Origin of the sequence: Streptomyces sp. GSL17-111 (assembly GCF_037911585.1) — a bacterium.
Taxonomy (GTDB): Bacteria; Actinomycetota; Actinomycetes; order Streptomycetales; family Streptomycetaceae; genus Streptomyces.
Window position 1 is genome coordinate 5,036,810 of sequence record NZ_JBAJNS010000001.1, and the last position, 23,645, is coordinate 5,060,454.

Consider the following 23,645-nt stretch of genomic DNA (forward strand, 5'->3'; position numbering starts at 1 on the left):
CCCTGGAGGACCACCATGCCCACCGGCACCGCCACCGCCCTCACCGACGTCAGACCCGACGGCCTCATCGCCCACCTCCCCGCCGGCGTCCGCATCGAACACCACACCGGCGCCGACATAGCCGCCGACCCAGAGCCCTGGGCCCGCGCCTACGAAGAGGTCTACGCCCACGCCATCGGCCTCAGCGACCACTGCGACCCGCCCATCGGCGAACGGCTCACCCGCCACGCCGGACGCCCCGGCTTCGCCCTCGTCGCCGCCCGCGCCACCGACACCGCCCCCGCCACCGAGGCCCACGGAGCCGACGCGCCCGTCGCCGGCTACATCTACGGCTACACCCTCCCCACCGACACCCTGTGGTGGGAGGGCCTCACCCCGCAGCCCGCACCCGAGTACGTCCGCGAACACCCCGGCCGCACCGTCGGCGTCTGCGAACTCCTCGTCGCCCCCGCCTGGCGCCGCACCCGCGTCGGTCTCGCGCTCTTCCAGGCCTTCATCGCCGACCGCACCGAGGAGCGCGCCGCCGCCCTCCTCGCCGACGGCAACGACGTCGTCCTCGACCGCTACGCCAAGTACGGCTTCGAGAAGGTCGGCACCGTCGAGCCCTACCCCGGATGGCGCCGCCACACCATGGTCGTCGGCGCCCTGCGCTGACGAGCGCCCCGCCCCCGTCCCCCGGCCCGCACCCTCCAGTCAAGGCAGACTCCGTGTCGATCGAGCTCCCGCCCTCCGCAGCCCACCGCGCCGCCTACCCGCTCACCCGCCTCCCCGAGCGGGTCCGCACGCGGCTCACGGAACTGGCCCGCACCCACGCACCCCTGGCGGCCTACCTCTACGACCCCGACACCGCCGCCGCCCGCGCCCGCGAACTGCGCGCCGCACTGCCCGACTGGGCCGCCGTCTACTACGCCGTCAAGGCCAACTCCCACCCCGCCGTCCTCGCCGGCCTCGCCGACCACGTCGACGGCTTCGAAGTCGCCTCCCTCAGCGAACTCGCCCTCGCCCGCACCGCCCTGGACTCCCGCACCGACCCCCGACCGGCCACCGCGCCCCGAGCGGCCACCGCGCCGCCCACCCCCGTCCTGGCCGCCGGGCCCGCCAAGTCCACCGCCGTCCTCACCGCGCTCGTCCGGGCCGACGCCGAAAGCATCAACGCCGAAAGCCTCCTCGAACTCCACCGCATCAACCACATCGCCCAGCGGCACGGCACCACCGCCCGCGTCTCCCTGCGCGTCAACCCCGCGCACATCCCCCTCACCGGCTCCCTCCAGATGGGCGGCGTCCCGTCCGCCTTCGGCGTCCCCGAGCCCGACGTCCCCGCCGTCCTCGCCGAAGCCGCCACCCTCCCGGCCCTGGACATCGTCGGCTTCCACATCCACGCCGCCTCCGGCAACCTCGACGCCGAATCCCACGCCGCCTACGTCCGCTGGTGCGTCACCTGGGCCACCGCCACCGCCCGCACCCACGGCATCGACCTCCGCCAGATCGACACCGGCGGCGGCATCGGCGTCGCCTTCGAGGACGAGAAGCCCTTCGACACCGCCCGCTTCGGTACCCTCATCGCCGACACCCCGCCCCCGCCCGGCGTCCGCGTCATCCTCGAACCCGGCCGCTACCTCGCCGCCGAGTGCGGCTGGTACGCCGCCGAGGTCACCGACCTCAAGAACTCCTACGGCCACTGGTACGCCATGCTCCGCGGCGGCATCAACCACTTCCAGCTCCCCACCTCCTGGGACATCGTCCACAACATCGCCGTCCTGCCCGTCGACGACTGGCCCGCCGAACTGCCCCGCCCCACCGCCGAGAACGCCCCCCTCACCGTCGTCGGCGAACTGTGCACCCCCGAGGACACCCTCCTGCGCGACGTCCGCGTCGACCGCATCCGCGCCGGAGACCTCGTCGTCTTCCCCAACGCCGGCTCCTACGGCTGGGAGTTCGCCATGCCCCACTTCCTCGGGCACCCCGCAGCCGAACGTCACGTCCTGTGACCCGGCCGCACACCCCATCCCAGGAGCCCGCCATGCCGCACACCCCGCCCCCGCCCGCCCCCGACCCCCTCGACCACCCCGACGCCCAGCAGGCCGCCGACCACGCCGCCACCGAGACCCTGCTGCGCGCCTACGTCCGCGAGACCCGCACCCCCGTACCCCCCACCGGGCACGACCTGCACCTGCCGCTGCCCGCCACCGGCATCACCCTCACCGTGCCCGTCCACCACCACAGCCCCACCGGCTGGCACCGCTTCGGCCCCGCCACCGTCCTCCCCGGCCCCGACGCCCCCGACGCCGCGCCGCTGCCCGCCGACGCCGCCCTCGTCGCCGCCGCCACCATCCGCCAGACCACCCTCGGCCGCGGCCTGCCACCCCACCACGGCACCGACGCCGCCGCGCGCGTCCTCGGCTCCGCCCGCCGCACCGCCGCCCACCTCACCGCCCGCCGCGCCGAACCCCCCGGCACCACCGGCCCCACCCCCTTCCTCGACGCCGAACAGGCCCTCCTCCTCGGCCACCCCTTCCACCCCGCGCCGAAAAGCCGCGAAGAGGCCTCCGACGCCGAACTCGACACCTACTCGCCCGAACTGCGCGGCACCTTCCCCCTCCACTGGTTCGCCGCCCACCCCGACATCGTCACCGGCGAGACGACCACCGGCGACCACCCCGCCGAGCTCCTGCGCCCCCTCACCCGCGGCCTGACCCTCCCCGACGGCACCCTCCCCGTCCCCGCCCACCCCTGGCAGGCCCGCGACATCCTCCGCCGCCCCGCCGTCCGCGCCCTCATCGACGACGGCCTCCTCACCCCCCTCGGCCCCCACGGCGACCCCTGGCACCCCACCTCCTCCGTCCGCACCGTCCACCGGCCGGACGCCCCCCACCAGCTCAAACTCTCCCTCGGCATGCGCATCACCAACTCCCGGCGCAACAACCTGCGCGCCGAGATGCGCCTCGGCGTCCGCGCCGCCCGCCTACTGGCCGCCGGACCCGCCCAGTGGCTGAAGCGACACCACCCCGCCTTCGGCATCCTCCGCGACCACGCCTGGATCTCCGCGGGCCCCGGCGACACCGAGACCGGCCTCGAAACCGCCCTGCGCGACAACCCCTTCCACGGCGGCCCCGACGACGCCCTCTGCGTCGCCGGCCTCCTCGCCGAACGCACCGGCGACGGCACGCCGCCCGCCCACCGCGCCCACCTCGCCGACGCCGTCCACCGCGCGGCCCGCGCCCACCACCTCACCCCCGCCCAGGCCGCCGACCTGTGGCTGGGCCGCTACCTCGACGTCCTCGCCGTCCCCCTCATCGCCCTCCACGCCCACTACGGCATCGCCCTCGAACCCCACCACCAGAACACCCTCGTCACCCTCGACGACACCGGCCTGCCCCGCGCCGGCTGGTACCGCGACAGCCAGGGCTACTACCTCGCCGCCTCCCACGCCGACGCCATCGAGGAACTCCTCCCCGGCGCCACCAAGGACGTCGACCTCGTCTTCGACGACACCTTCGTCGACGAACGCGTCGCCTACTACCTCGGCATCAACAACCTCCTCGGCCTCGTCGGCGCCTTCGGCGCCCTCGGCCTCGCCGACGAAACCCACCTCCTGACCACCCTCCACACCCGCCTCACCGCCGCGCGCACCACCCACCCCGGCGCCGACGGCCTCCTCGGCCTCCTCCTCGACGCCCCCACCCTGCGCTGCAAAGGCAACTACCTCACCTGCGTCGACGGCCTCGACGAACTCGTCGGCGACGTCCACACCCAGTCCGTCTACATCGACCTACCCAACCCCCTCGCGGAGGCCCAGCGGTGACAGCCCAGCAGCCCACCTACGACCTGGTCGGCATCGGCATCGGCCCGTTCAACCTGTCACTGGCCGCACTCGCCGACCGCGTCCCCACCCTCACCACGCTGTTCCTCGACAGCAAACCCGCCTTCTCCTGGCACCCCGGCCTGCTCATGGAAGGCACCACCCTCCAGGTGCCCTTCCTCGCCGACCTCGTCACCATGGCCGACCCCACCAACCCGTGGTCCTACCTCAACTACCTCCGCCACCACCGGCGGATGTTCCCCTTCTTCTTCTCCGAGCGCTTCCACATCCCGCGCCGCGAGTACGACCACTACTGCCGCTGGGTCGCCGACCACCTCCCCAACACCCGCTTCGACGCCCACGTCACCGCCCTCACCTGGGACGAGGCCACCCACACCTTCACCGTCACCCACCGCGCCGCCGACGGCACCACCAGCCGGCTCTCCGCCCGGCAGATCGTCCTCGGCACCGGCACCACCCCCACCGTGCCCCCCGCCCTCCAGCACCTCCTCACCCCGCAGCACACCGGCCGCGTCCTCCACAGCGCCGACTACCGCACCCACCGCACCGCACTCGGCGCACTCGACGACGTCACCGTCATCGGCGCCGGCCAGTCCGGCGCCGAAGTCACCCTCGACCTCATCCGCCACCAGGACGGCGACGGCCACGGCGGCCCCCACACCCGCTGGCTCGCCCGCACCCCGGCCTTCGCCCCCATGGAGTACTCCAAGATCGGCCTGGAGCACTTCACCCCCGACTACATCGACTACTTCCGCGCCCTCCCCGACACGACCCGGCAACGCCTCACCCGCCGGCAGTGGCAGCTCTACAAGGGCGTCAGCGAGGAAACCCTCGGCGAGATCCACGACGAACTCTACGAACGCACCATCGGCGGCGGCCGTCCCCGCGCCGACCTCCACCCCGGTGTCGAGATCACCGCCGCCCACCACGACGGCCACCGCTACCACCTCACCTGCCACCACACCGAACAGCAGCGCGACTTCACCGTCACCACCGACGCCGTCGTCGCCGCCACCGGCTACACACCCGCCCGCCCCGCCCTCCTCGATCCCCTCCTCGACCTCATCGACCTCGACCCCCGAGGCCGCTACCAGATCGACGGCGACTACCGCATCGCCCTCGACCCCCGCGTCACCGGCACCCTCTACGTCCAGAACGCCGAAATGCACACCCACGGCGTCGGCGCCCCCGACCTCACCCTCGGCGCCTGGCGCGCCGCCACCATCCTCAACGCCGCCACCGGCCAGGACACCCTCCCCGTTCCCCGCCGCACCTCGTGGACCACCTTCGGCGCCCCCACCACTGACGCCACCCCCGACCACGACACCCCCACCCCACCGGCCACCGTGGGAACCCGCCCGTGACCACCCACACCCCCGGCGGCGCCACCACCCACCCGGCCGAACCCGCCCAGCCCACCGCCCCCGCCGCCGTCGCGACGGGGGCCACCGCCGCCTCCCCACCCGCACGCCACCTGCGCGGCGTCCTCATCGCCGTCATCGCCCTCTACCTCGTCGCCGAAACCGCACTCGCCCCCTTCCTGCCCCAACTCTTCCACCGCCTCTACGACATCACCGACACCGGCGCCACCGGCTACTACCTGTGGATATGCCGCATCATCGGCCTCGCCGCCCTCCCCCTGTGGGGCCTCGCCGCCCGCCGCTGGCCCGCCCACCGCCTCGTCCTCACCGGCCTCCTCGCCTCCGCAGCCTGCGACCTCGCCCTCGGCCTCGCCCCCACCTACACCACCTTCACCGCACTCTCCGCCGCCTCCGTCGCCGCCAACTGCTCCCTCCTCCTCGCCTACCCCGCCCTCATCGGCGAATACAGCCGCCACGCCACCGAGGGCCAGCCCGACAGCGACACCGCCCGCCTCGCCGGCATCCGCGCCATCGTCGCCGTCTTCCACCTCGCCTCCATCGCGGCCACCGCCACCGGCGCCGCCGTGCTCGCCCTCCCCGAACCGCGCCTCGGCATCTCCGCCTTCGCCCTCCTCGACCTCCTCCTCGCCGCCCTCCTCCTGCGCACCCTCCGCCACCTCCCCGCCCCCGAACCCGGACGCCGCGCCCCCCACCCCGCCGGACGCACCGCCTGGCTCCTCCTGCTGGCCGCCGCCGCTCTCATCGGCGTCGCCTTCGACTTCGCCATCAGCGTCGCCCGCCCCTTCTTCACCACCCACGCCACCGAACTGGGCACCAGCACCACCGTCGCCGCCGCCCTCTTCCTCCTCCCCTCCGCCGCCGCCCTCGCCACCCTTCCCACCGCCCGCCACTGCCTCGGCCGCTACGGCCCCACCCTCCTGCCGGCCGCCCTCGCCGTCACCGCCGCCGGCCTCGGCGTCCAGTACCTCGCCGACAACCTCCCCACCCTCGCCGCCGGACGCATCCTCTTCGGCCTCGGCCTCGGCCTCGCCCAGATAGCCGTGGAACTGCGCATGTTCCGCGCCACCGGCACCGCGGGCCCCGCCTTCACCGCCGTCGAAACCGTCCGCGCCGCCGGCCTCATCGCCGCTCCCCTCGCCGCAGCCGCCGCAGCGAGCCAGGACCTCGCCCTGCCCCTCGGCATCGCCGCCGCCGCCCTCCTCACCGCCGCCCTCCTCACCCTCACGCGCGGCCGCACCACCACCCCCGAACCGAAGGACACCCACGCATGAACCGCCCCACCCCCGGCACCTGGGCACAAGCGGGCCACCGGCTGCTCGTCAAGGCCATCGAGGAGTTCGCCTACGAAGAACTCCTCACGCCGCGGCCCGTCGAGGACCGCCCCGACACCTACCGCCTCACCTTCGACGACGGCATCCACTGGACCTTCACCGCCAGCCGCGGCACCTTCGGCACCTGGCGCCTCACCGGCACCCCCACCCGAACCCCCGCGACCGACGGGGAAACCGGGCCCGAACGGCTCCTCCTCGACGCCCGCCCCACCCTCGGCTGGGACGGACCCACCACCGCCGAGATCCTCCGCGAACTCACCGCCACCCGCCGGGCCGACGCCGCCGCCCTCACCCGGCGGCACACCGCCGCCGACCTCGCCGACCTGGACCACCTCGACCTGGAGGCCCACCAGGACGGGCACCCCTGCATGCTCCTCAACAAGGGACGCCTCGGCTTCTCCGGCCACGACGCCGCCACCTACACCCCCGAAGCCGCAGGCTCCATACGCCTCATATGGGCCGCCGTCCACACCACCCTCGCCACCTACAGCGGCACCCCCGGCCTCACCGCCGACGCCCTCCTGAACGAGGAACTCGACCCCCACACCCGCAGCCAGTACGCCACCACCCTCGACAAGGCCACCGCCACCACCGGCCACGACCCCGCCGACTACACCTGGCTCCCCGTCCACCCCTTCCACTGGGACGAAGCCGTCGAAACCCTCTTCGCCCCCTACCTCGCCGACGGCCGCATCATCCGCCTCGGCGACAGCCCCGACCGCTACCGCCCCCTCCAGTCCATCCGCACCCTCGCCAACCTCGACCACCCCCACCGCCGCAACGTCAAGGTCCCCCTGCTCATCCGCAACACCCTCGTCTGGCGCGGCCTGTCCACCGAGCCCACCCACGCCGCCCCCGACGTCAGCCACTGGCTCCACACCCTCCGCGCCCGCGACCCCTACCTCAGCGAGGAACTCCGCTTCCACCCCCTCGGCGAGGTCGCCGCCGTCTCCGTCCACCACCCCCTCTACGACGCCGTCCCCGACGCCCCCTACCGCTACCACGAACTCCTCGGCGCCGTCTGGCGCGAGCCCGTCCACACCCACCTCCGCGACGGCGAACGGGCCCGCACCATGGCCGCTCTCCTCACCACCGGCAGCGACGGCCGCGCCCTCGTCACCGAGCTCGTCCACCGCTCAGGACGCACCCCCGAGAACTGGCTCCGCCACTTCCTGCACGCCCTCCTCCCTGGCCTCCTCCACCACCTCTACGCCTACGGCGTCGCCTTCTGCCCCCACGGCGAGAACACCGTCGTCCTCTACGACGCCACCGACACCCCCATCGGCATCGCCGTCAAGGACTTCGCCGAAGACGTCAACCTCCTCCCCGAACCCCACCCCGCCTACGCCGACCTCACCGAACGCGCCGACGCGATCCTCCTGCGCTGGCCCGCCGCCGAACTCGCCCACTCCCTCCTCAGCGCCGTCTTCGCCGGACACTTCCGCTACTTCGCCCCGCTCCTCGCCGACCACCTCCACCTGCCCGAACCCCGTTTCTGGGCCCTCGTCCGCGCCGAGATCGAGCACTACCACCAGCGCTTCCCGCAACACGCTCACCACGCCGACGCCTACGGCCTCCTCGCCCCCGAGTTCGACCGCATCGCCCTCAACCGCGAACAACTCCTCGGCGGCGCCTTCCACGACCGTGCCGAACGCGACGAAGGCTTCGACGTCACCCACGGCCGCGTCCCCAACCCCCTCGCCACCGCCCCCGTCCCCGCCCAGGACCAGCCATGACCTACGACGACCTCCGCGCCGCCCACGCCGCCGGCCACCTCGACAACATCATCGTCGCCCTCCCCGACCTCCAAGGCCGCCTCCAGGGCAGCCGCCTCGCCATACCCCACTTCCTCGACGAAGCCGCCACCCGCGGCTTCAGCGCCTGCACCTACCTCCTCGCCACCGACGTCGACATGAACACCGGCCCCGGCTACGCCATCGACGCCTGGAACACCGGCTTCGGCGACTTCCTCCTCCGCCCCGACCCCACCACCTACACCACCCTCCCGTGGGACGACGCCACCGCCCTCGTCATCGCCGACGCCACCTGGCCCGACGGCACGCCCGTCCCCGTCGCCCCTCGCCACATCCTCCGCCAACAACTCGACCGCCTCGCCACCCACGGCCTCACCGCCCACGCCGGCACCGAACTCGAATTCCTCGCCTTCCACGACACCTACGACCAGGCCCACCAAGCCCATTACCAGGACCTACGCCCCGCCACCCGCCACACCGTCGACTACGCCCTCCAGGGCACCACCCACCTCGAACCCTTCCTCCGCCGCCTCCGCCGCGAAATGGTCGCCGCCGGACTCACCCTCGAAACCGCCCGCGCCGAAGTCCACCCCGGCCAGTACGAAATCGTCTTCCGCTACGACGACGCCATGACCACCGCCGACCACCACACCCTTTTCAAACACGGCACCAAGACCATCGCCGCCCAAGAAGGCCACGCCGTCACCTTCATGCCCAAGTACGACGACGGCGAAGGCAACTCCTGCCACATCCACCTCTCCCTTCGCGGCACCGACGGCACTCCCGTCCTCGCCGACCCCACCGCGGCCGACGGCATGTCCGCCCTCATGCGCCACTTCATCGCCGGACAGCTCGCCTGCCTCCCCGACTTCACCCTTCTCCTCGCCCCCAACATCAACAGCTACAAGCGTCTCCAACCCGGCGCCTTCGCCCCCACCGGCATCACCTGGGGACGCGACAACCGCACCTGCCCCGTCCGCGTCATCGGCCAGGGCCACTCGCTGCGCCTCGAACACCGCGTTCCCGGCGGCGACGCCAACCCCTACCTCGCCCTCGCCGCACTCATCGCCGCCGGCCTCCACGGCATCGAGAACGAACTCCCCCTTCCCGACCCCCACCCGCACAACGCCCTCGCCGACCCCACCGTCCCCCGCCTCCCCGCCACCCTCACCCAATCCCTCCACCACTGGGAAACCAGCGAAACCGTCGCCAAGACCTTCGGCGACACCGTCACCACCCACTACGCCCAAGCCGCCCGCACCGAACTCGCCGCCTTCGAACGCACCGTCACCGACTGGGAACGCCACCGCGGCTTCGAACGCCTCTGAAGCCGACCCCCGGGGAAACGTCAACGACGCTTCGCCCCCACGTCATTCAGCCGCCACCGGCCACCAAACGACTACCAGTGGGTAAGCCATAGGCTCCACGCATGCGCCGAGCAAAAATCGTCTGCACCCTGGGACCGGCCACCGACTCGTACGAGCAGATCAAAGCCCTCGTCGACAGCGGAATGGACATCGCCCGCCTCAACCTCAGCCACGGCACCCACGCCCAACACGAACAACGCGCCCACCACGCCCGCACCGCCGCCGAGAACGCGGGGCGCAGCATCGGCGTCCTCGCCGACCTCCAGGGCCCCAAAATCCGCCTCGGCACCTTCCACGAAGGCCCCGTCCTGCTCGAACGCGGCGACACCTTCACCATCACCACCGAGGACGTCCCCGGCGACCACACCACCTGCGGCACCACCTACCCGGGCCTCGCCACGGACGTCAACCCCGGCGACACCGTCCTCGTCGACGACGGCCGCGTCACCCTCCACGTCACCGCCATCGACGGTCCCCGCGTCCGCACCACCGTCATCGAAGGCGGCCTCGTCTCCGACCACAAGGGCATCAACCTCCCCGGCGTCGCCGTCTCCGTCCCCGCCCTCAGCGAGAAGGACCACGAAGACCTCCGCTGGGCCCTCCACCACGGCGCCGACCTGATCGCCCTGTCCTTCGTCCGCACCGCCGCCGACATCCGCGACGTCCACCGCATCATGCGCGAAGAAGGCATCCACCGGCCCGTCATCGCCAAGATCGAAAAACCCCAGGCCGTGGAGAACCTCCACGAGATCGTCCACGCCTTCGACGGCCTCATGGTGGCCCGAGGCGACCTCGGCGTCGAAATGCCCCTCGAACGCGTCCCCATGGTCCAGAAGCGCGCCGTCAAGCTCGCCAAACGCAACGCGAAGCCCGTCATCGTCGCCACGCAGATGCTCGACTCCATGATCGAGAACTCCCGGCCCACCCGCGCCGAGGCCTCCGACGTCGCCAACGCCGTCATCGACGGCACCGACGCCGTCATGCTCAGCGGCGAGACCAGCATCGGCAAGCACCCCGTCGCGACCGTCCGCACCGCCGCCCGCATCATCACGGCCGCCGAGGAGGACCTCCTCGCGAGGGGCCTCCCACCCATCAGCCCCAGCACCAAACCCCGCACCCAGGGCGGCTCCGTCGCCCGCGCCGCCGCCGACGTCGGCGACTTCCTGGGCGCCAGGTTCCTCGTCGCCTTCACCCAGAGCGGCGACACCGCGCGCAGGCTCTCCCGCTACCGCTCACCCATCCCGCTGCTCGCCTTCACCCCCGACCCCGTCACCCGCGCCCAGCTCTGCCTCAGCTGGGGGGTCGAGACCTTCCTCGGTCCCACCGTCGCCACCACCGACGAGATGGTCGACCAGGTCGACGAACAGCTCCTCAAGATCGGCCGCTGCGAACGCGGCGACATGGTCGTCATCACCGCCGGTTCGCCCCCCGGCATCCCCGGCACCTCCAACCTTGTCCGCGTCCACCACATCGGCGAGGAGCACCGCTGACCGCAGCCGCTCCGGGGGCGGGTCGCTCGGCACTTCGCCCCCACGTGCGCGTCCGGCAACGTGACGGACGCCTTGCGGCCGGCGTGGACGGGCCGTCGCCCGCGCGTTGTGCGGACGCGTGCCCACGGATCGCGGCGCGTCACGATGCCGCGCGGAAGGTTCGAGGGAGGTCACCCGGAGGGGTTACGTGGAGCAGCGGAGTGGCCTTGCAGCCCCGGCCTTCGAATGGAAGGAAAAGTGCCCCGGGTCGGACTCGAACCGACACTGTATGGGTTTTGAATCCATTGCCTGCTGCCAATTGGGCTACCGGGGCCTAAGAAAGGAAGGTCACCTGGCCTTCGATGTGACACCACCATACCGCAGGCAGATAGGCTCATGGGGCCCGACCTGCTGAAAGCGAGGAGCACCAGTGAGCGCCGCTGACGCCCCCGAGAACCCCACGCCGGCCGATGCCCCCGAGGACGGGGACGCCCACGTGCCGCCTGCGACGACCCGCGTGGTGATCGCGGAGGACGAGGCCCTGATCCGGATGGATCTGAAGGAGATGCTGGAGGAGGAGGGGTACACCGTGGTGGGCGAGGCCGGAGACGGCCGCACCGCGGTGGAGCTGGCTCGGGAGCACCGCCCGGACCTGGTGATCCTGGACGTGAAGATGCCGGTCATGGACGGGATCTCGGCGGCGGAGAAGATCGCGGAGGACAGCATCGCGCCGGTGCTGATGCTGACGGCGTTCTCGCAGCGCGAGCTGGTGGAGCGGGCGCGGGACGCGGGGGCGATGGCGTACCTGGTGAAGCCGTTCAGCAAGAGTGACGTGGTGCCGGCGATCGAGATGGCGGTGTCGCGGTTCGCGCAGTTGAAGCAGTTGGAGGAGGAGGTCTCGGACCTCACCCAGCGACTGGAGACCCGGAAGCTGGTGGACCGGGCGAAGTCGTTGTTGCAGACGGAGTACGGGCTCACGGAGCCGGCTGCTTTCCGGTGGATCCAGAAGACGTCGATGGACCGTCGTCTGTCGATGCGTCAGGTCGCGGAGGCCGTGATCGAGGACGCGGCGGAGAAGCAGGCCGAGAAGCAGGCGAAGAAGGAGCAGTAGGGGCAAGTGGCGGGGCGGTTTCGTTCCGCCTCGCCCGTTTTTGCCCCTCGGGGGCGCTTTAAAGGATCTTCCCGTTTCGTTCGGTGAGCGGTAAGGACCGTCCTCTTTCCGGCGCATGGCACAGGTCACAGCCGCATCACACTTGTGGCGGTTGTCTGTTTGGTTTGCTCCCTGCGGCATAGATTCCGGGCCAGCCGTACGTTCGTACGGTCTTGCTCCCGCCGGTCGTCTTCCGGCGGCTGCCAACTGTTCTGGGCCGGACCAGGGGGTTCCCACGTGCTCAACAAGACCTTTGTGAAGCTGGCCGCGCCGCTGGCCATCAGCGCTCTCGCGCTGACCGGGTGTGGAAGTGACAGCGGTGGCGGTGGCGACACGATCAAGATCGCCTTCCAGGGACCGCTTTCCGGTGACAATGTCCAGCTTGGTACCAATATGGAGAACGGTATCAAGCTGGCGATCGACCAGGCGAATGCCTCGGGCGACTACGACTTCGAGATCGAGTACTTCCCGACCGACGACCAGGGTCAGCCGGACAAGGCGACCGCCGCCGCTCAGAAGGCGATTGATGAGGGTGTCATCGCGGTGATCGGCCCGGCCTTCTCGGGCCCGGCGGACACGGCGGCGGAGGTCTACGCGGAGGCGGGTATTCCTGCGGTGTCGTCGTCGGCGACGCGGCCGGACCTGACGACGAAGGGTTACGAGAGCTTCCTGCGCGCGGTGCCGAACGACTCGGCCCAGGGCGCGGGGATGGCGAAGTACTTCGACCAGGCGACGGACGCGGAGAAGGTCGTCGTCGTGGACGACAAGACCGACTACGGCGTGGGCCTGGCGGACGTCGCCGAGAAGGAGCTGACGGCGGCCGGTATCGAGGTCGTCCGCCAGTCGGTGCCGCAGAAGACGCCGGACTACTCGGCGGCCGCGCGCAGCGTGGTGGGCCAGAAGGCCGACGGGCTGATCTACGCGGGCTACTACGAGGACGCGGGCCCGTTCGCGACGAAGCTGGCCGAGGCGGGCTTCGAGGGCACGACGATGTCCGGTGACGGCACGAACGACATGGGCTTCGTGAAGCTGGCCGGTGACGCGGCCAACGGCTGGAAGCTGACCTGCCCCTGCACGGACCCGACGCAGGAGGAGGCGACGAAGGCGTTCGCCGACGACTACCAGGCGGAGTTCAACCAGGCTCCGGGTACGTACTCGGCCGAGTCGTACGACGTCGCGCAGATGATCATCGCGCAGATCGCCGAGACGGGCGGTGCGGAGTCGGACAGCGAGAAGCTGCTGGAGTCGCTGCGCGGTGTGGAGTACAAGGGTCTGACGAAGACGTTCTCGTTCGACGACAAGGGCGAGTTCAAGAACCAGACCATCTACATGTACGAGGTCAAGGACGAGAAGATCGGGTACGTGGGGAACATCGACGAGCTGGCGGCCGAGTAACGCGTCGCCCGTGGGCCGGTGACGGCCCGGTGTTTCGGCCGGTTTCTGCGATGACCGGTTCCGGTCGGCGCGATGCGCGCGAGCATCGCGCCGACCGGTGTTCCACGGTCTGCCGTTCTCCGCGGTGGCCGCGTTTTTCCTCCGCTGCTGCCGGAGCCGTGCTGAACGTGCGGGGCGGTGGCTCGTTCCCATAAGGAAGTCGTTCGATGTCCCTCAACGCTTTCTGGGACTTCTTGGTCCTAGGGGTGGTGCTCGGCTGTCTTTATGCCGTCATCGCCATTGGTTACACGCTGGTCTACGGCGTGCTTCAGCTTCTGAACTTCGCGCACAGCGAAGTGTTCATGTTCGGTGGCTTCGGCGGCCTGATGGCGCTGACGGTGTGGGCTCCGGCTCCTGATCCGTCCGGTGCGCAGTCGGTCCTGTACGTCGTGGTCGGAATGCTCGCGGGTGCGGCGTTCGGTGGCGTGGTCGCGTACGGGTTGGAGAAGGTCGCCTATCGGCCGTTGCGGCGACATAAAGCGCCCCGGCTGGTGTTTCTGATCACGGCGATCGGTGCGTCGTTCTTCCTCTACAACCTGGCGGGGAAGCTGTTCGGCCGCAACTCGCTGGCGATGCCGGACATGTACGAGAACAAGAGGGTGTTCTCGTTCTTCGGTGCGGAGCTGAGCGTGACGATGATCCTGATCGTCGTGTCCGCGGTGGGCATGATGATCGGTCTGGACTACGTGGTGAACCGGACGAAGCTGGGGTCGAGTATCCGCGCAGTGGCGCAGGACCCCGAGGTGGCGTCGCTGATGGGCGTGAACATCGACAAGGTGGTCTCGCGGACGTTCGTGATCGGTGGTCTGCTCGGTGGTGCGGCGGGGTTCCTCTTCGGGGTGAACAACAAGGTCGTGTACACGATGGGCTTCCTGCCGGGGATCACGGCGTTCGCGGCGGCGGTGCTGGGCGGGATCGGCAACGTGCGCGGCGCGATGCTCGGCGGCATGCTGCTGGGCATCGTGGAGACCCTCACCGTGTACTTCTGGGGTGAGGAGTGGCGTTACGTGGCGGGCTTCGCCGTGCTGGTCGTGGTGTTGATGTTCCGGCCGACGGGTCTGCTGGGCGAGCGTCTGGGGAGGACCGCATGAGTGCGGAGGCGATGGTCCGCGGCCGGGCCGCGGAGCGGTTGAGGACGGTGCGCTGGTACCAGCGGCCGCGGTGGAAGCGGCTGGGCGCGATGATCGCGCTGGCGGTGCTCGGAGCGATGGTGACGGGCGTGCAGGGCACGCAGCGGGACCTGTTCTACGCCTTGGAGGAGAACTTCACCTCGCCGGTTCTGCTGGTGTGGCTGGCGTTGACGGTCGGCGTGTGGGCGGTCAGGGAGTTCCTGTCGCCGCAGGTGAAGGCGGTCTCGGTCGGCTACCGGTCGGTGACCGAGGGGCCGCTGGGGAAGGCACGGAGCGCCTGGCGCGAGGAGAAGTGGCTGCGCTGGGGTGCGTTGGGCGTCCTGGTGGCGGCGGCGGTGTTCCTCCCGTCGGGTCTGGAGCGGTACTGGCAGACGGTGCTGGTGGACCAGATCGCGATCTACGTCCTGGTCGCGATCGGCCTGAACGTGGTCATCGGCTGGGCCGGGATGCTGGACCTGGGGTTCATCGCCTTCTTCGCGATCGGTGCCTACAGCGCGGCGTACTGGACGGGTGCGCTGCCGGTGCAGCCGCCGATGGAGTTGAACAACTTCGCGGTGATCCCGGTGGCGATCGTCACGTGTCTGCTGGCGGGTGTGCTGCTGGGCGCGCCGACGTTGCGGTTGCGGGGTGACTATCTGGCGATCGTGACGCTGGGTTTCCACGAGATCGTGTACCTGACGGCGAAGAACCTGGATGACGTCACCGGCGGTACGGGTGGCGTGAAGGTGGACCGGTTCTCGCTGGATCTGGGGTTCTGGTCGTACGAGTGGGGCGTCATCGACCCGATGCCGTACTACTACCTGCTGCTGGTGTTCATCGCGGTCGTGGTGTTCTTCTTCTGGCGGCTGGAGCACTCGAAGGTGGGCCGGGCGTGGACGGCGATCCGCGAGGACGAGGTCGCGGCGGCGTCGACGGGTGTCAACACGGTGCGCTTCAAGCTGATGGCGTTCGCGATCGGTGCGTCGACGTCGGGCGTGGCGGGTGTCGCGTACGCGTCGAAGGTCGGCTACATCAACTCGGAGAACTTCGTCATCCTGCTGTCGGTGCTCGTGCTGGCGTACGTGATCTTCGGCGGTATGGGTTCGATCGCGGGTGTGTTGTTCGGTGCGGCGTTCCTGGTGTGGCTGCCGGAGGCGCTGCGGGACTTCGTGGACCCGAAGGACCGGTACATGTACCTCGGCGTGCTGCTGGTGATCATGATGATCTACCGGCCGCAGGGGGTGATTCCGTCGCGGCGTCGTGCGCGGGAGCTGAAGCTGTCGGAGTCCGGTGAGTCGGACGCCGATGCGATGACGGAGCCGGCGGGAGGCAGGCTGTCATGACGACGGAGCTGATCAAGGAGCAGGGCCCCGGGGGCCGGCCGGAGCCGGACGCCGGTGACCTGGTGCTGGACGCGAGCGGGGTGACGCTGCGCTTCGGCGGCGTGACGAGTCTGGACGGTGTCGAGCTGTGTATGCGCCGTGGGGAGATCCTCGCGGTGATCGGGCCGAACGGTGCGGGCAAGACGTCGTTGTTCAACTCGCTCACGGGCGCGTACGTGCCGCAGGAGGGCCGGATCACGTACCGGCCGCGTACGGGTGGTGAGCACGAGTTGCGGGGGCGCAAGCCGCACCTGGTGAACCACCTGGGCCTGGCCCGGACGTTCCAGAACATCCGGTTGTTCGGCGCGTTGACGGCGTTGGAGAACGTGAAGATCGCGGCGGAGACGCGGCTGAAGTCGGACCCGCTGTCGATCATGCTGGGACTGCCGAACGCGCGGCGGGCCGAGCGGGCGAGCGACCGGCGGGCGCACGAGGTGCTGGACTTCGTGGGGCTCGCGCCGAAGCTGAACGAGTTGGCGGGGTCGTTGAGTTACGGCGACCAGCGGCGGCTGGAGATCGCTCGGGCGCTGGCCACGGATCCGCAGGTGCTGTTGCTGGACGAGCCGGCGGCGGGGACGAACCCGACGGAGAAGCTGGAGCTGGAGGAGCTGATCCGGGGGATCAACCGGGAGCTGGGCGTGAGCGTGCTGCTGATCGAGCACGACATGCGTCTGGTGATGTCGGTGGCCGACCGGGTGATGGTGTTGAACTTCGGCAAGAAGATCGCCGAGGGGTCTCCGTCGCAGGTGCAGCGTGATCCGGCGGTGGTGGAGGCGTATCTGGGTGCGCCGGCCGAGTCGGATGAGGCCGACGACGGTTCGGACGGCACCGACGGCGCCGGGGTTCCGCAGGCCCGTGACGGTGAGGTGACCGATGAGCGCGCGGCGCAGGACGGTCCGGGGAAGGACGAGGCATGAGTGGCACCGCTGAGGTGACGAAGGAGCAGGCCTCGGGTCTGCCGGAGGGCACTCCGGTGCTGGAGCTGCGGGACCTGCGGGTGTTCTACGGCGCGATCGAGGCGCTGAAGGGCATCGATCTCGCGGTGTACGACGGTGAGGTCGTGGCCCTGCTGGGCGCGAACGGCGCGGGTAAGTCGACGACGCTGCGGACAGCGTCGGGGATGCTGGCGCCGCGGTCGGGTCAGGTGCTGCTGCACGGTGAGCGGGTCGACGGCATCAAGTCGCACGATCTGGTGCAGTTCGGCATCGGGCACGTGCCGGAGGGCCGTCGGGTGTTCCCGCGTATGACGGTGCGGGAGAACCTGGAGATGGGGGCGTACCGGTTCAAGTCCCCGGACCGGGACACGCTCGACCGGGTGTACTCGTTGTTCCCCCGGTTGCACGAGCGCAGGACGCAGCAGGGTGGCACGCTCTCGGGTGGCGAGCAGCAGATGCTGGCCATCGGCCGGGCGTTGATGGGGAAGCCGGAGCTGTTGCTGCTGGACGAGCCGTCGATGGGTCTGGCGCCGCTGATCGTGGCGCAGATCTTCGACATTCTGAAGGAGATCAACGAGCAGGGGACGACGGTGCTGCTGGTGGAGCAGAACGCGTCGCAGGCCTTGCAGTTGGCCGACCGCGGTTACGTGCTGGAGACGGGGGCGGTGGCGATGTCGGGTGAGGCGTCGCGGCTGCTGGCGGATCCGCGGGTGCGGGAGGCGTATCTGGGTGAGGGCGCGGCCTGAGCCCGGTGTAGGACGTCGAAGGGGCCGGTCACCCGCAGTCGGGGTGGCCGGCCCTTCGGCGTGTGGTGGTGGGCTCAGGCGTCGCGCAGCAGGCAGGTGAGGCGGGCGGTGCAGACGCGGCGGTCCTGTTCGTCGGTGATCACGACCTCGTAGGCGGCGGTGGTGCGGCCGAGGTGGGCGGGCGTGGCGGTGCCGGTCACGAGGCCGGAGCGCAGGCCGCGGTGGTGGGTGCAGTTGAGGTCGACGCCGACGGCGACCTTGCCGGGACCGCCGTGGAGCATGGCGCCGACGGAGGCGAGGGTTTCGGCGAGGACGGCGGAGGCGCCGCCGTGGAGGAGTCCGTAGGGCTGGGTGTTGCCTTCGACGGGCAGGGTTCCGACGACGCGGTCGGGCGCGGCGTGGAGGATCTTCAGGCCCATCCGGTCGCCGAGGTGTCCGGCGGAGAAGAGGGTCGGCAGGTCGATGCCGAGCCCGGCCCACTGGTCGAGGATCTCCTGGGGGAAGACGGTGGCGGTGTTCTCGCCCATGGTCGTTCGGCTCCGATCGCTGGCGGCTCTGCTTGGCGGTCCTGATGCTAAGCGTTCGCTCACGGCCGGGTGGGGGTGAGTCGGATCACCACGGATTTGCTGGCCGGGGTGTTGCTGCCGTCGGCGGTGGCGTCGAGGGGGACGAGGACGTTGGTCTCCGGGTAGTAGGCGGCGGCGCAGCCCCGGGCGGTGGGGTAGTGGACGACGCGGAAGCCGGGGGCGGTGCGTTCGGTGCCGTCGTGCCATTCGCTGGTGAGGTCGGCGTAGGTGCCGTCGGCCAGACCGAGTGCGGTGGCGTCGTCGGGGTGGACGAGCACGACCCGGCGGCCGCCCTTGATGCCGCGGTAGCGGTCGTCGAGGCCGTAGATGGTGGTGTTGTACTGGTCGTGCGAGCGGAGGGTCTGCAGCAGGAGCCGGCCCGGGGGGATCTCGGGGTGTTCGACGGGCGCGGCGGTGAAGCGGGCCTTGCCGGTGGCGGTGGGGAAGCGGCGTTCGTCGCGGGGGGCGTGGGGGAGGGTGAAGCCGCCGGGGTGGGTGATGCGGGTGTTGAAGTCCTCGAAGCCGGGGATGACGCGGGCGATGCGGTCCCGTACGTGCCCGTAGTCCTGCTCGAAGGTCTCCCAGGGGGTGGTGCTGGCGGGGCCGAGGACCTTGCGGGCGAGGCGGCTGATGATGGCGGGTTCGGACAGGAGGTGTTCGGAGGCCGGTTCGAGGGTGCCGCGGGAGGCGTGCACCATGCCCATGGAGTCCTCGACGGTGACGTACTGCTCCCCGCCCGCCTGGACGTCCCGCTCGGTGCGGCCGAGGGTGGGGAGGATGAGGGCGCGGGCGCCGGTGACGACGTGGGAGCGGTTGAGCTTGGTGGAGACGTGGACGGTGAGCCGGGCGCGGCGCATGGCGTCCTCGGTGACGCGCGTGTCGGGGGAGGCGGCGACGAAGTTGCCGCCGAGGGCGAAGAACACCTGGACGCGGCCGTCGCGCAGGGCCCGGATGGCTTCGACGGTGTCGTAGCCGTGGGCGCGGGGCGGGGTGAAGCCGAACTCCTTCTGGAGGGCGTCGAGGAGTTCGGGGGAGGGGCGTTCGACGATGCCCATGGTGCGGTCGCCCTGGACGTTGCTGTGGCCGCGGACGGGGCAGACGCCGGCGCCGGGACGGCCGATGTCGCCGCGCAGGAGGAGGAAGTTGACGACTTCGCGGATGGTGGCGACGGCGTGCTTGTGCTGGGTGAGGCCCATGGCCCAGCACACGACGGTGCGCCGGGAGGCGAGGACCATGCGCAGGGCTTCCTCGATGGCGTCGCGGTCGAGGCCGGTGGCGGCCAGGGTGCGGTCCCAGCCGGCGGTGCGGGCGGCGTCGGCGAACGCGGCGAACCCGTCGGTGTGCTCGGCCACGAACGTCTCGTCGACGGCGCCGTCGGTGTCGAGGATGAGCTTGTTGAGCAGCCGGAAGAGCGCCTGGTCGCCGCCGAGGCGGATCTGGAGGAAGAGGTCGGTGAGGGGGGTGCCGGTGCCGACGAGGCCGAGGGGGGTCTGCGGGTTGCGGAACCGTTCCAGGCCCGCTTCGGGGAGCGGGTTGACGGTGATGATCTTCGCGCCGTTGTGTTTGGCCTTCTCCAGGGCGGAGAGCATACGCGGGTGGTTGGTGCCGGGGTTCTGTCCGGCGACGATGATCAGGTCGGCCTGGTGGAGGTCCTCGAGGAGGACGCTGCCCTTGCCGACGCCGATGGTCTCGGTGAGGGCCGAGCCGGAGGACTCGTGGCACATGTTGCTGCAGTCGGGCAGGTTGTTGGTGCCGAACTCGCGGGCGAAGAGCTGGTAGAGGAACGCGGCCTCGTTGCTGGTGCGCCCGGAGGTGTAGAAGACGGCCTCGTCGGGGGAGGGCAGGGCGCGCAGCTCGTCGGCGATGATGCCCAGGGCCTGGGTCCAGCTGACGGGTGCGTAGTGGTCGGCGCCCTTGGCGAGGTAGACGGGCTGGGTGAGGCGGCCCTGCTTGCCGAGCCAGTAGCCGGACCGTTCGGCGAGGTCGGTGACGGAGTGGCGGGCGAAGAAGGCGGGGGTGACGCGGGCGCGGGTGGCCTCCTCCGCGACGGCCTTGGCGCCGTTCTCGCAGAACTCCGCCGTGTGCCGGTCGGCCTCCTCGGGCCAGGCGCAGCCGGGGCAGTCGAAGCCGTCCTTCTGGTTGACGCGCAGGAGGGTGAGCGCGGTGCGTTTGACGCCCATCTCGCGGTGGGCCATGCGCAGGGCGTGGCCGACGGCGGGCAGCCCGGCGGCGGAGCGGCGCGGCGGGCGGACCTGGGGGGCGTCCTGGACGGGGTCGCCGGAGGAGGACGGGGTGGCGCGCGTCATGGTGCGATCCTCCCATGCCGGGCGCTGGGCGGGGCGGGCGCGGGCGGGACGTTCGCGGCGCGGGGACGCCGCGTCGTGGGAGTGTCGGTGGGCCGTGGCAGGATCGGTGCCGTGGCAAAGGACGAGCAGATCGGCGTGGCGGACGGCGTGGTGGACGGCGTGGTGGAGACGGCACCGGAGCGGGCGGAGCGGGGCGGCGGGGGCAAGCTCCTGCTGATGGACGGCCATTCGCTGGCCTACCGGGCGTTCTACGCGTTGCCGGAGGAGAACTTCTCCACGACCACGGGGCAGACGACGAACGCGGTGTACGGCTTCGTGTCGATGCTGTCGAACACGTTGCGTGACGAGGCGCCGACGCACTTCGCGGTCGCGTTCGACGTCTCGCGCAAGACGTGGCGCGCGGAGGAGTTCACGGAGTACAAGGCGAACCGCTCCAAGACGCCGGACGGCTTCAAGGGGCAGGTGGAGCTGATCGGCGAGCTGCTGGACGCGATGCGCGTCAAGCGGTTCGCGGTGGAGGGCTTCGAGGCGGACGACGTGATCGCCACGCTGGCGACGCAGGCGGAGGCCGCCGGGTACGAGGTGTCGATCGTCACCGGTGACCGGGACTGCTTCCAGCTGGTCTCGGACCGGGTCACCGTCCTGTACCCGACGAAGGGCGTCTCGGAGCTGACGCGGTTCACGCCGGAGAAGGTGCGGGAGAAGTACGGGCTGGAGCCGGCCCAGTACCCGGACTTCGCGGCCCTGCGCGGTGACCCGTCGGACAACCTGCCCGGCATTCCGGGGGTGGGGGAGAAGACGGCCACCAAGTGGATCAGCCAGTTCGGCTCGTTCGACGAGCTGGTGGCGCGGGTGGACGAGATCAAGACGAAGGCCGGGCAGAACCTCCGCGACCACCTGGAGTCGGTCAAGCTCAACCGGCGGCTGACGGAGATGGTGCGGGACGTCGAGCTGCCGTGCGGCCCGGCGGAGCTGGAGCGGGTGGCCTACGACCGCGAGACGCTGACGTCGCTGCTGGACGTGCTGGAGATCCGCAACCAGAACTTCCGCGAGCGGCTGTTCGCCGCCGATCCGGCCGCCGCCGAGGCGGACGCGGAACCCCCCGCGGCCGGGGTCGAGGTGGCGGGCCGGGTGCTGGAGGCGGGCGAGCTGGGGCCGTGGCTGGCCGAACACGCGGCGGCGGGCGGGCGTCCGCTGGGCCTGGCGTCGGTGGACGACTGGCACCTGGGGGCGGGCCGGGTGAGCGAGATCGCGCTGGCCACCGGGGAGGGCCCGGCGGCCTGGTTCGATCCGGCGGAGCTGGACGCCCCCGACGAGCAGGCGTTCGCGGCCTGGCTGGCCGACGGGAAGCGGCCGAAGACGGTGCACAACGCGCGCGCGACGCAGCGGGTGTTCGCCGAGCACGGCTGGCGGATCGAGGGGATCGTCTCGGACACGGCGCTGGCCGCCTATCTGGTGCAGCCGGGGCGCCGCAGTTTCGCGCTGGACGCGCTCAGCCTGGAGTTCCTCGGCCGTGAGCTGCCGCAGCCCGCCGAGAGCGGTTCGGGCCAGCTGGCACTGGGGGCGGACGAGCAGGCGCAGGCCGACGCCCTGATGGGGCAGGCCCGTACGGTGCTGGACCTGGGGGAGGCGTTCACCGGCCGGCTGGCCGAGGTGGGGGCGGCGGAGCTGCTGGCCGACATGGAGCTGCCCGTCTCCGAGGTGCTGTCGCGGATGGAGCGGGCCGGTATCGCGGCGGACCGCGCCTGGCTCGGCGGCCTGGAGCAGCAGTTCGCCGACGCGGCCCAGCAGGCGGTGCGGGAGGCGCACGCGGCCGTCGGGCACGAGTTCAACCTCGGCTCGCCCAAGCAGCTCCAGGAGGTGCTGTTCGGGGAGCTGGGCCTGCCGAGGACGAAGAAGACGAAGACGGGCTACACCACCGACGCCGACGCGCTGGCGTGGCTCGCGACGCAGACGGACCACGAACTGCCGGTGCTGATGCTGCGGTTCCGGGAGCAGTCCAAGCTGCGCGCCACCGTCGAGGGGCTGATCAAGACGATCGGGGCGGACGGCCGGATCCACACCACGTTCAGTCAGACGGTCGCCTCCACCGGCCGGCTGTCCTCGACCGACCCGAACCTGCAGAACGTTCCGGTGCGCACCGACGAGGGCCGGGCGATCCGCCGCGCGTTCGTCGTCGGCGAGGGCTTCGAGTCGTTGATGACGGCGGACTACAGCCAGATCGAGCTGCGGGTCATGGCGCACCTGTCGGAGGACGCCGGGCTCATCGAGGCGTTCACCTCCGGCGAGGACCTGCACACCACGGTGGCCTCGCAGGTGTTCGGCGTCGCCAAGGACCAGGTCGACCCCGAGATGCGCCGCAAGATCAAGGCGATGTCCTACGGTCTGGCCTACGGCCTCTCCGCGTTCGGGCTGTCCCAGCAGCTTGGCATCAGCCCGGAGGAGGCCCGCAGGCTCATGGACACCTTCTTCGAGCGGTTCGGCGGGGTGCGGGACTACCTGCACCGTGCGGTGGAGGAGGCCCGCGCCGTCGGCTACACCAGCACCATGCTGGGCCGCCGCCGCTACCTGCCGGATCTCAACTCCAGCAACCGGCAGCGCCGGGAGATGGCCGAGCGCATGGCGTTGAACGCGCCGATCCAGGGCACGGCCGCGGACATCGTGAAGATCGCCATGCTGCGGGTGGACGCCGAGCTGCGGAAGCGGAATCTCACCTCGCGCATGCTGCTCCAGGTGCACGACGAGATCGTGCTGGAGGTCGCCGCGGGCGAGCGGGAGGCGGTGGAGGAGCTGGTGCGCCGCGAAATGGCCGGTGCGGTGGAACTGCGGGCCCCGCTGGACGTGTCGGTGGGGGTGGGCCCGGACTGGGAGTCGGCGGCCCACTGACGAACGGG

The 23,645-nt window shown here is 71.1% G+C and carries 17 protein-coding genes and 1 tRNA gene; 15 read left to right on the top strand and 3 right to left on the bottom strand.

Annotated features, from left to right (window positions below):
- Positions 1 to 15 precede the first annotated feature (15 nt).
- The 8 genes from V6D49_RS22485 (at position 16) to pyk (ending at position 11,144) form a co-directional block, all read left to right on the top strand.
- Positions 16 to 654: a hypothetical protein gene (locus V6D49_RS22485; RefSeq protein ID WP_340562351.1), complete on the top strand. Its 639-nt coding sequence runs from the start codon at positions 16 to 18 to the stop codon at positions 652 to 654.
- Between the two features lie 53 nt (positions 655 to 707).
- Positions 708 to 1,988, top strand: coding sequence for an alanine racemase (locus V6D49_RS22490; RefSeq protein WP_340562352.1), 1,281 nt, complete (start codon positions 708 to 710; stop codon positions 1,986 to 1,988).
- 32 nt (positions 1,989 to 2,020) lie between these two features.
- Positions 2,021 to 3,802, top strand: coding sequence for an IucA/IucC family protein (locus tag V6D49_RS22495; protein WP_340562354.1), 1,782 nt, complete (start codon positions 2,021 to 2,023; stop codon positions 3,800 to 3,802).
- The gene (locus V6D49_RS22500) at positions 3,799 to 5,184 is read left to right on the top strand and encodes a lysine N(6)-hydroxylase/L-ornithine N(5)-oxygenase family protein (RefSeq protein ID WP_340562356.1); all 1,386 of its coding nucleotides are present in this window, start codon (positions 3,799 to 3,801) and stop codon (positions 5,182 to 5,184) included. Before V6D49_RS22495 ends, V6D49_RS22500 begins: the two co-directional genes overlap by 4 nt.
- Positions 5,181 to 6,473, top strand: coding sequence for a hypothetical protein (locus V6D49_RS22505; RefSeq protein WP_340562357.1), 1,293 nt, complete (start codon positions 5,181 to 5,183; stop codon positions 6,471 to 6,473). Before V6D49_RS22500 ends, V6D49_RS22505 begins: the two co-directional genes overlap by 4 nt.
- Positions 6,470 to 8,269 carry an IucA/IucC family protein gene (locus V6D49_RS22510; protein ID WP_340562359.1) on the top strand — a complete coding sequence of 600 codons (1,800 nt, stop codon included), beginning with the start codon at positions 6,470 to 6,472 and terminating at the stop codon, positions 8,267 to 8,269. The genes V6D49_RS22505 and V6D49_RS22510 overlap by 4 nt, the downstream gene beginning before the upstream one ends.
- Positions 8,266 to 9,615 (top strand): glutamine synthetase family protein, encoded by a 1,350-nt coding sequence (locus tag V6D49_RS22515; RefSeq protein ID WP_340562360.1) that lies wholly within the window; start codon positions 8,266 to 8,268, stop codon positions 9,613 to 9,615. The genes V6D49_RS22510 and V6D49_RS22515 overlap by 4 nt, the downstream gene beginning before the upstream one ends.
- A 101-nt stretch (positions 9,616 to 9,716) precedes the next feature.
- Entirely contained in the window at positions 9,717 to 11,144 is a 1,428-nt protein-coding gene (pyk, locus tag V6D49_RS22520) for a pyruvate kinase (protein WP_340562361.1), read from the top strand.
- A 238-nt stretch (positions 11,145 to 11,382) separates the two neighbouring features.
- Here pyk and V6D49_RS22525 read toward each other — a convergent pair.
- Positions 11,383 to 11,457, bottom strand: a tRNA-Leu gene (locus V6D49_RS22525).
- A gap of 96 nt (positions 11,458 to 11,553) precedes the next feature.
- Between V6D49_RS22525 and V6D49_RS22530 the strand changes: the two genes are divergently transcribed.
- The 6 genes from V6D49_RS22530 to V6D49_RS22555 all read left to right on the top strand — a co-directional run bounded on the left by V6D49_RS22530 (position 11,554) and on the right by V6D49_RS22555 (position 17,879).
- Positions 11,554 to 12,234 carry an ANTAR domain-containing response regulator gene (locus V6D49_RS22530; protein ID WP_340562363.1) on the top strand — a complete coding sequence of 227 codons (681 nt, stop codon included), beginning with the start codon at positions 11,554 to 11,556 and terminating at the stop codon, positions 12,232 to 12,234.
- A gap of 276 nt (positions 12,235 to 12,510) precedes the next feature.
- Positions 12,511 to 13,668, top strand: a complete 1,158-nt coding sequence (locus tag V6D49_RS22535) for a branched-chain amino acid ABC transporter substrate-binding protein (protein ID WP_340562365.1) — start codon at positions 12,511 to 12,513, stop codon at positions 13,666 to 13,668.
- Between the two features lie 206 nt (positions 13,669 to 13,874).
- Complete coding sequence (locus V6D49_RS22540; RefSeq protein WP_340562366.1) at positions 13,875 to 14,798, top strand: branched-chain amino acid ABC transporter permease; 924 nt, start codon at positions 13,875 to 13,877, stop codon at positions 14,796 to 14,798.
- On the top strand, positions 14,795 to 16,159 hold the full coding sequence (locus V6D49_RS22545; RefSeq protein WP_340562367.1) for a branched-chain amino acid ABC transporter permease: 1,365 nt from the start codon (positions 14,795 to 14,797) through the stop codon (positions 16,157 to 16,159). Before V6D49_RS22540 ends, V6D49_RS22545 begins: the two co-directional genes overlap by 4 nt.
- Complete coding sequence (locus tag V6D49_RS22550) at positions 16,156 to 17,115, top strand: ABC transporter ATP-binding protein (protein ID WP_340562369.1); 960 nt, start codon at positions 16,156 to 16,158, stop codon at positions 17,113 to 17,115. The genes V6D49_RS22545 and V6D49_RS22550 overlap by 4 nt, the downstream gene beginning before the upstream one ends.
- The gene (locus V6D49_RS22555; protein WP_340562371.1) at positions 17,112 to 17,879 is read left to right on the top strand and encodes an ABC transporter ATP-binding protein; all 768 of its coding nucleotides are present in this window, start codon (positions 17,112 to 17,114) and stop codon (positions 17,877 to 17,879) included. The genes V6D49_RS22550 and V6D49_RS22555 overlap by 4 nt, the downstream gene beginning before the upstream one ends.
- Positions 17,880 to 17,953: 74 nt before the next feature.
- On the opposite strand, the gene V6D49_RS22560 is transcribed toward V6D49_RS22555, so the two are convergent.
- Together V6D49_RS22560 and V6D49_RS22565 are read right to left on the bottom strand one after the other, a co-directional pair.
- Positions 17,954 to 18,406: a PaaI family thioesterase gene (locus V6D49_RS22560; protein WP_340562373.1), complete on the bottom strand. Its 453-nt coding sequence runs from the start codon at positions 18,404 to 18,406 to the stop codon at positions 17,954 to 17,956.
- Between the two features lie 59 nt (positions 18,407 to 18,465).
- Positions 18,466 to 20,751 (bottom strand): FdhF/YdeP family oxidoreductase, encoded by a 2,286-nt coding sequence (locus V6D49_RS22565; RefSeq protein WP_340562374.1) that lies wholly within the window; start codon positions 20,749 to 20,751, stop codon positions 18,466 to 18,468.
- A 216-nt stretch (positions 20,752 to 20,967) separates the two neighbouring features.
- Here V6D49_RS22565 and polA point away from each other — a divergent pair, with 216 nt between their 5' ends.
- The gene (polA, locus tag V6D49_RS22570; RefSeq protein ID WP_340564221.1) at positions 20,968 to 23,637 is read left to right on the top strand and encodes a DNA polymerase I; all 2,670 of its coding nucleotides are present in this window, start codon (positions 20,968 to 20,970) and stop codon (positions 23,635 to 23,637) included.
- Positions 23,638 to 23,645: the final 8 nt, after the last annotated feature.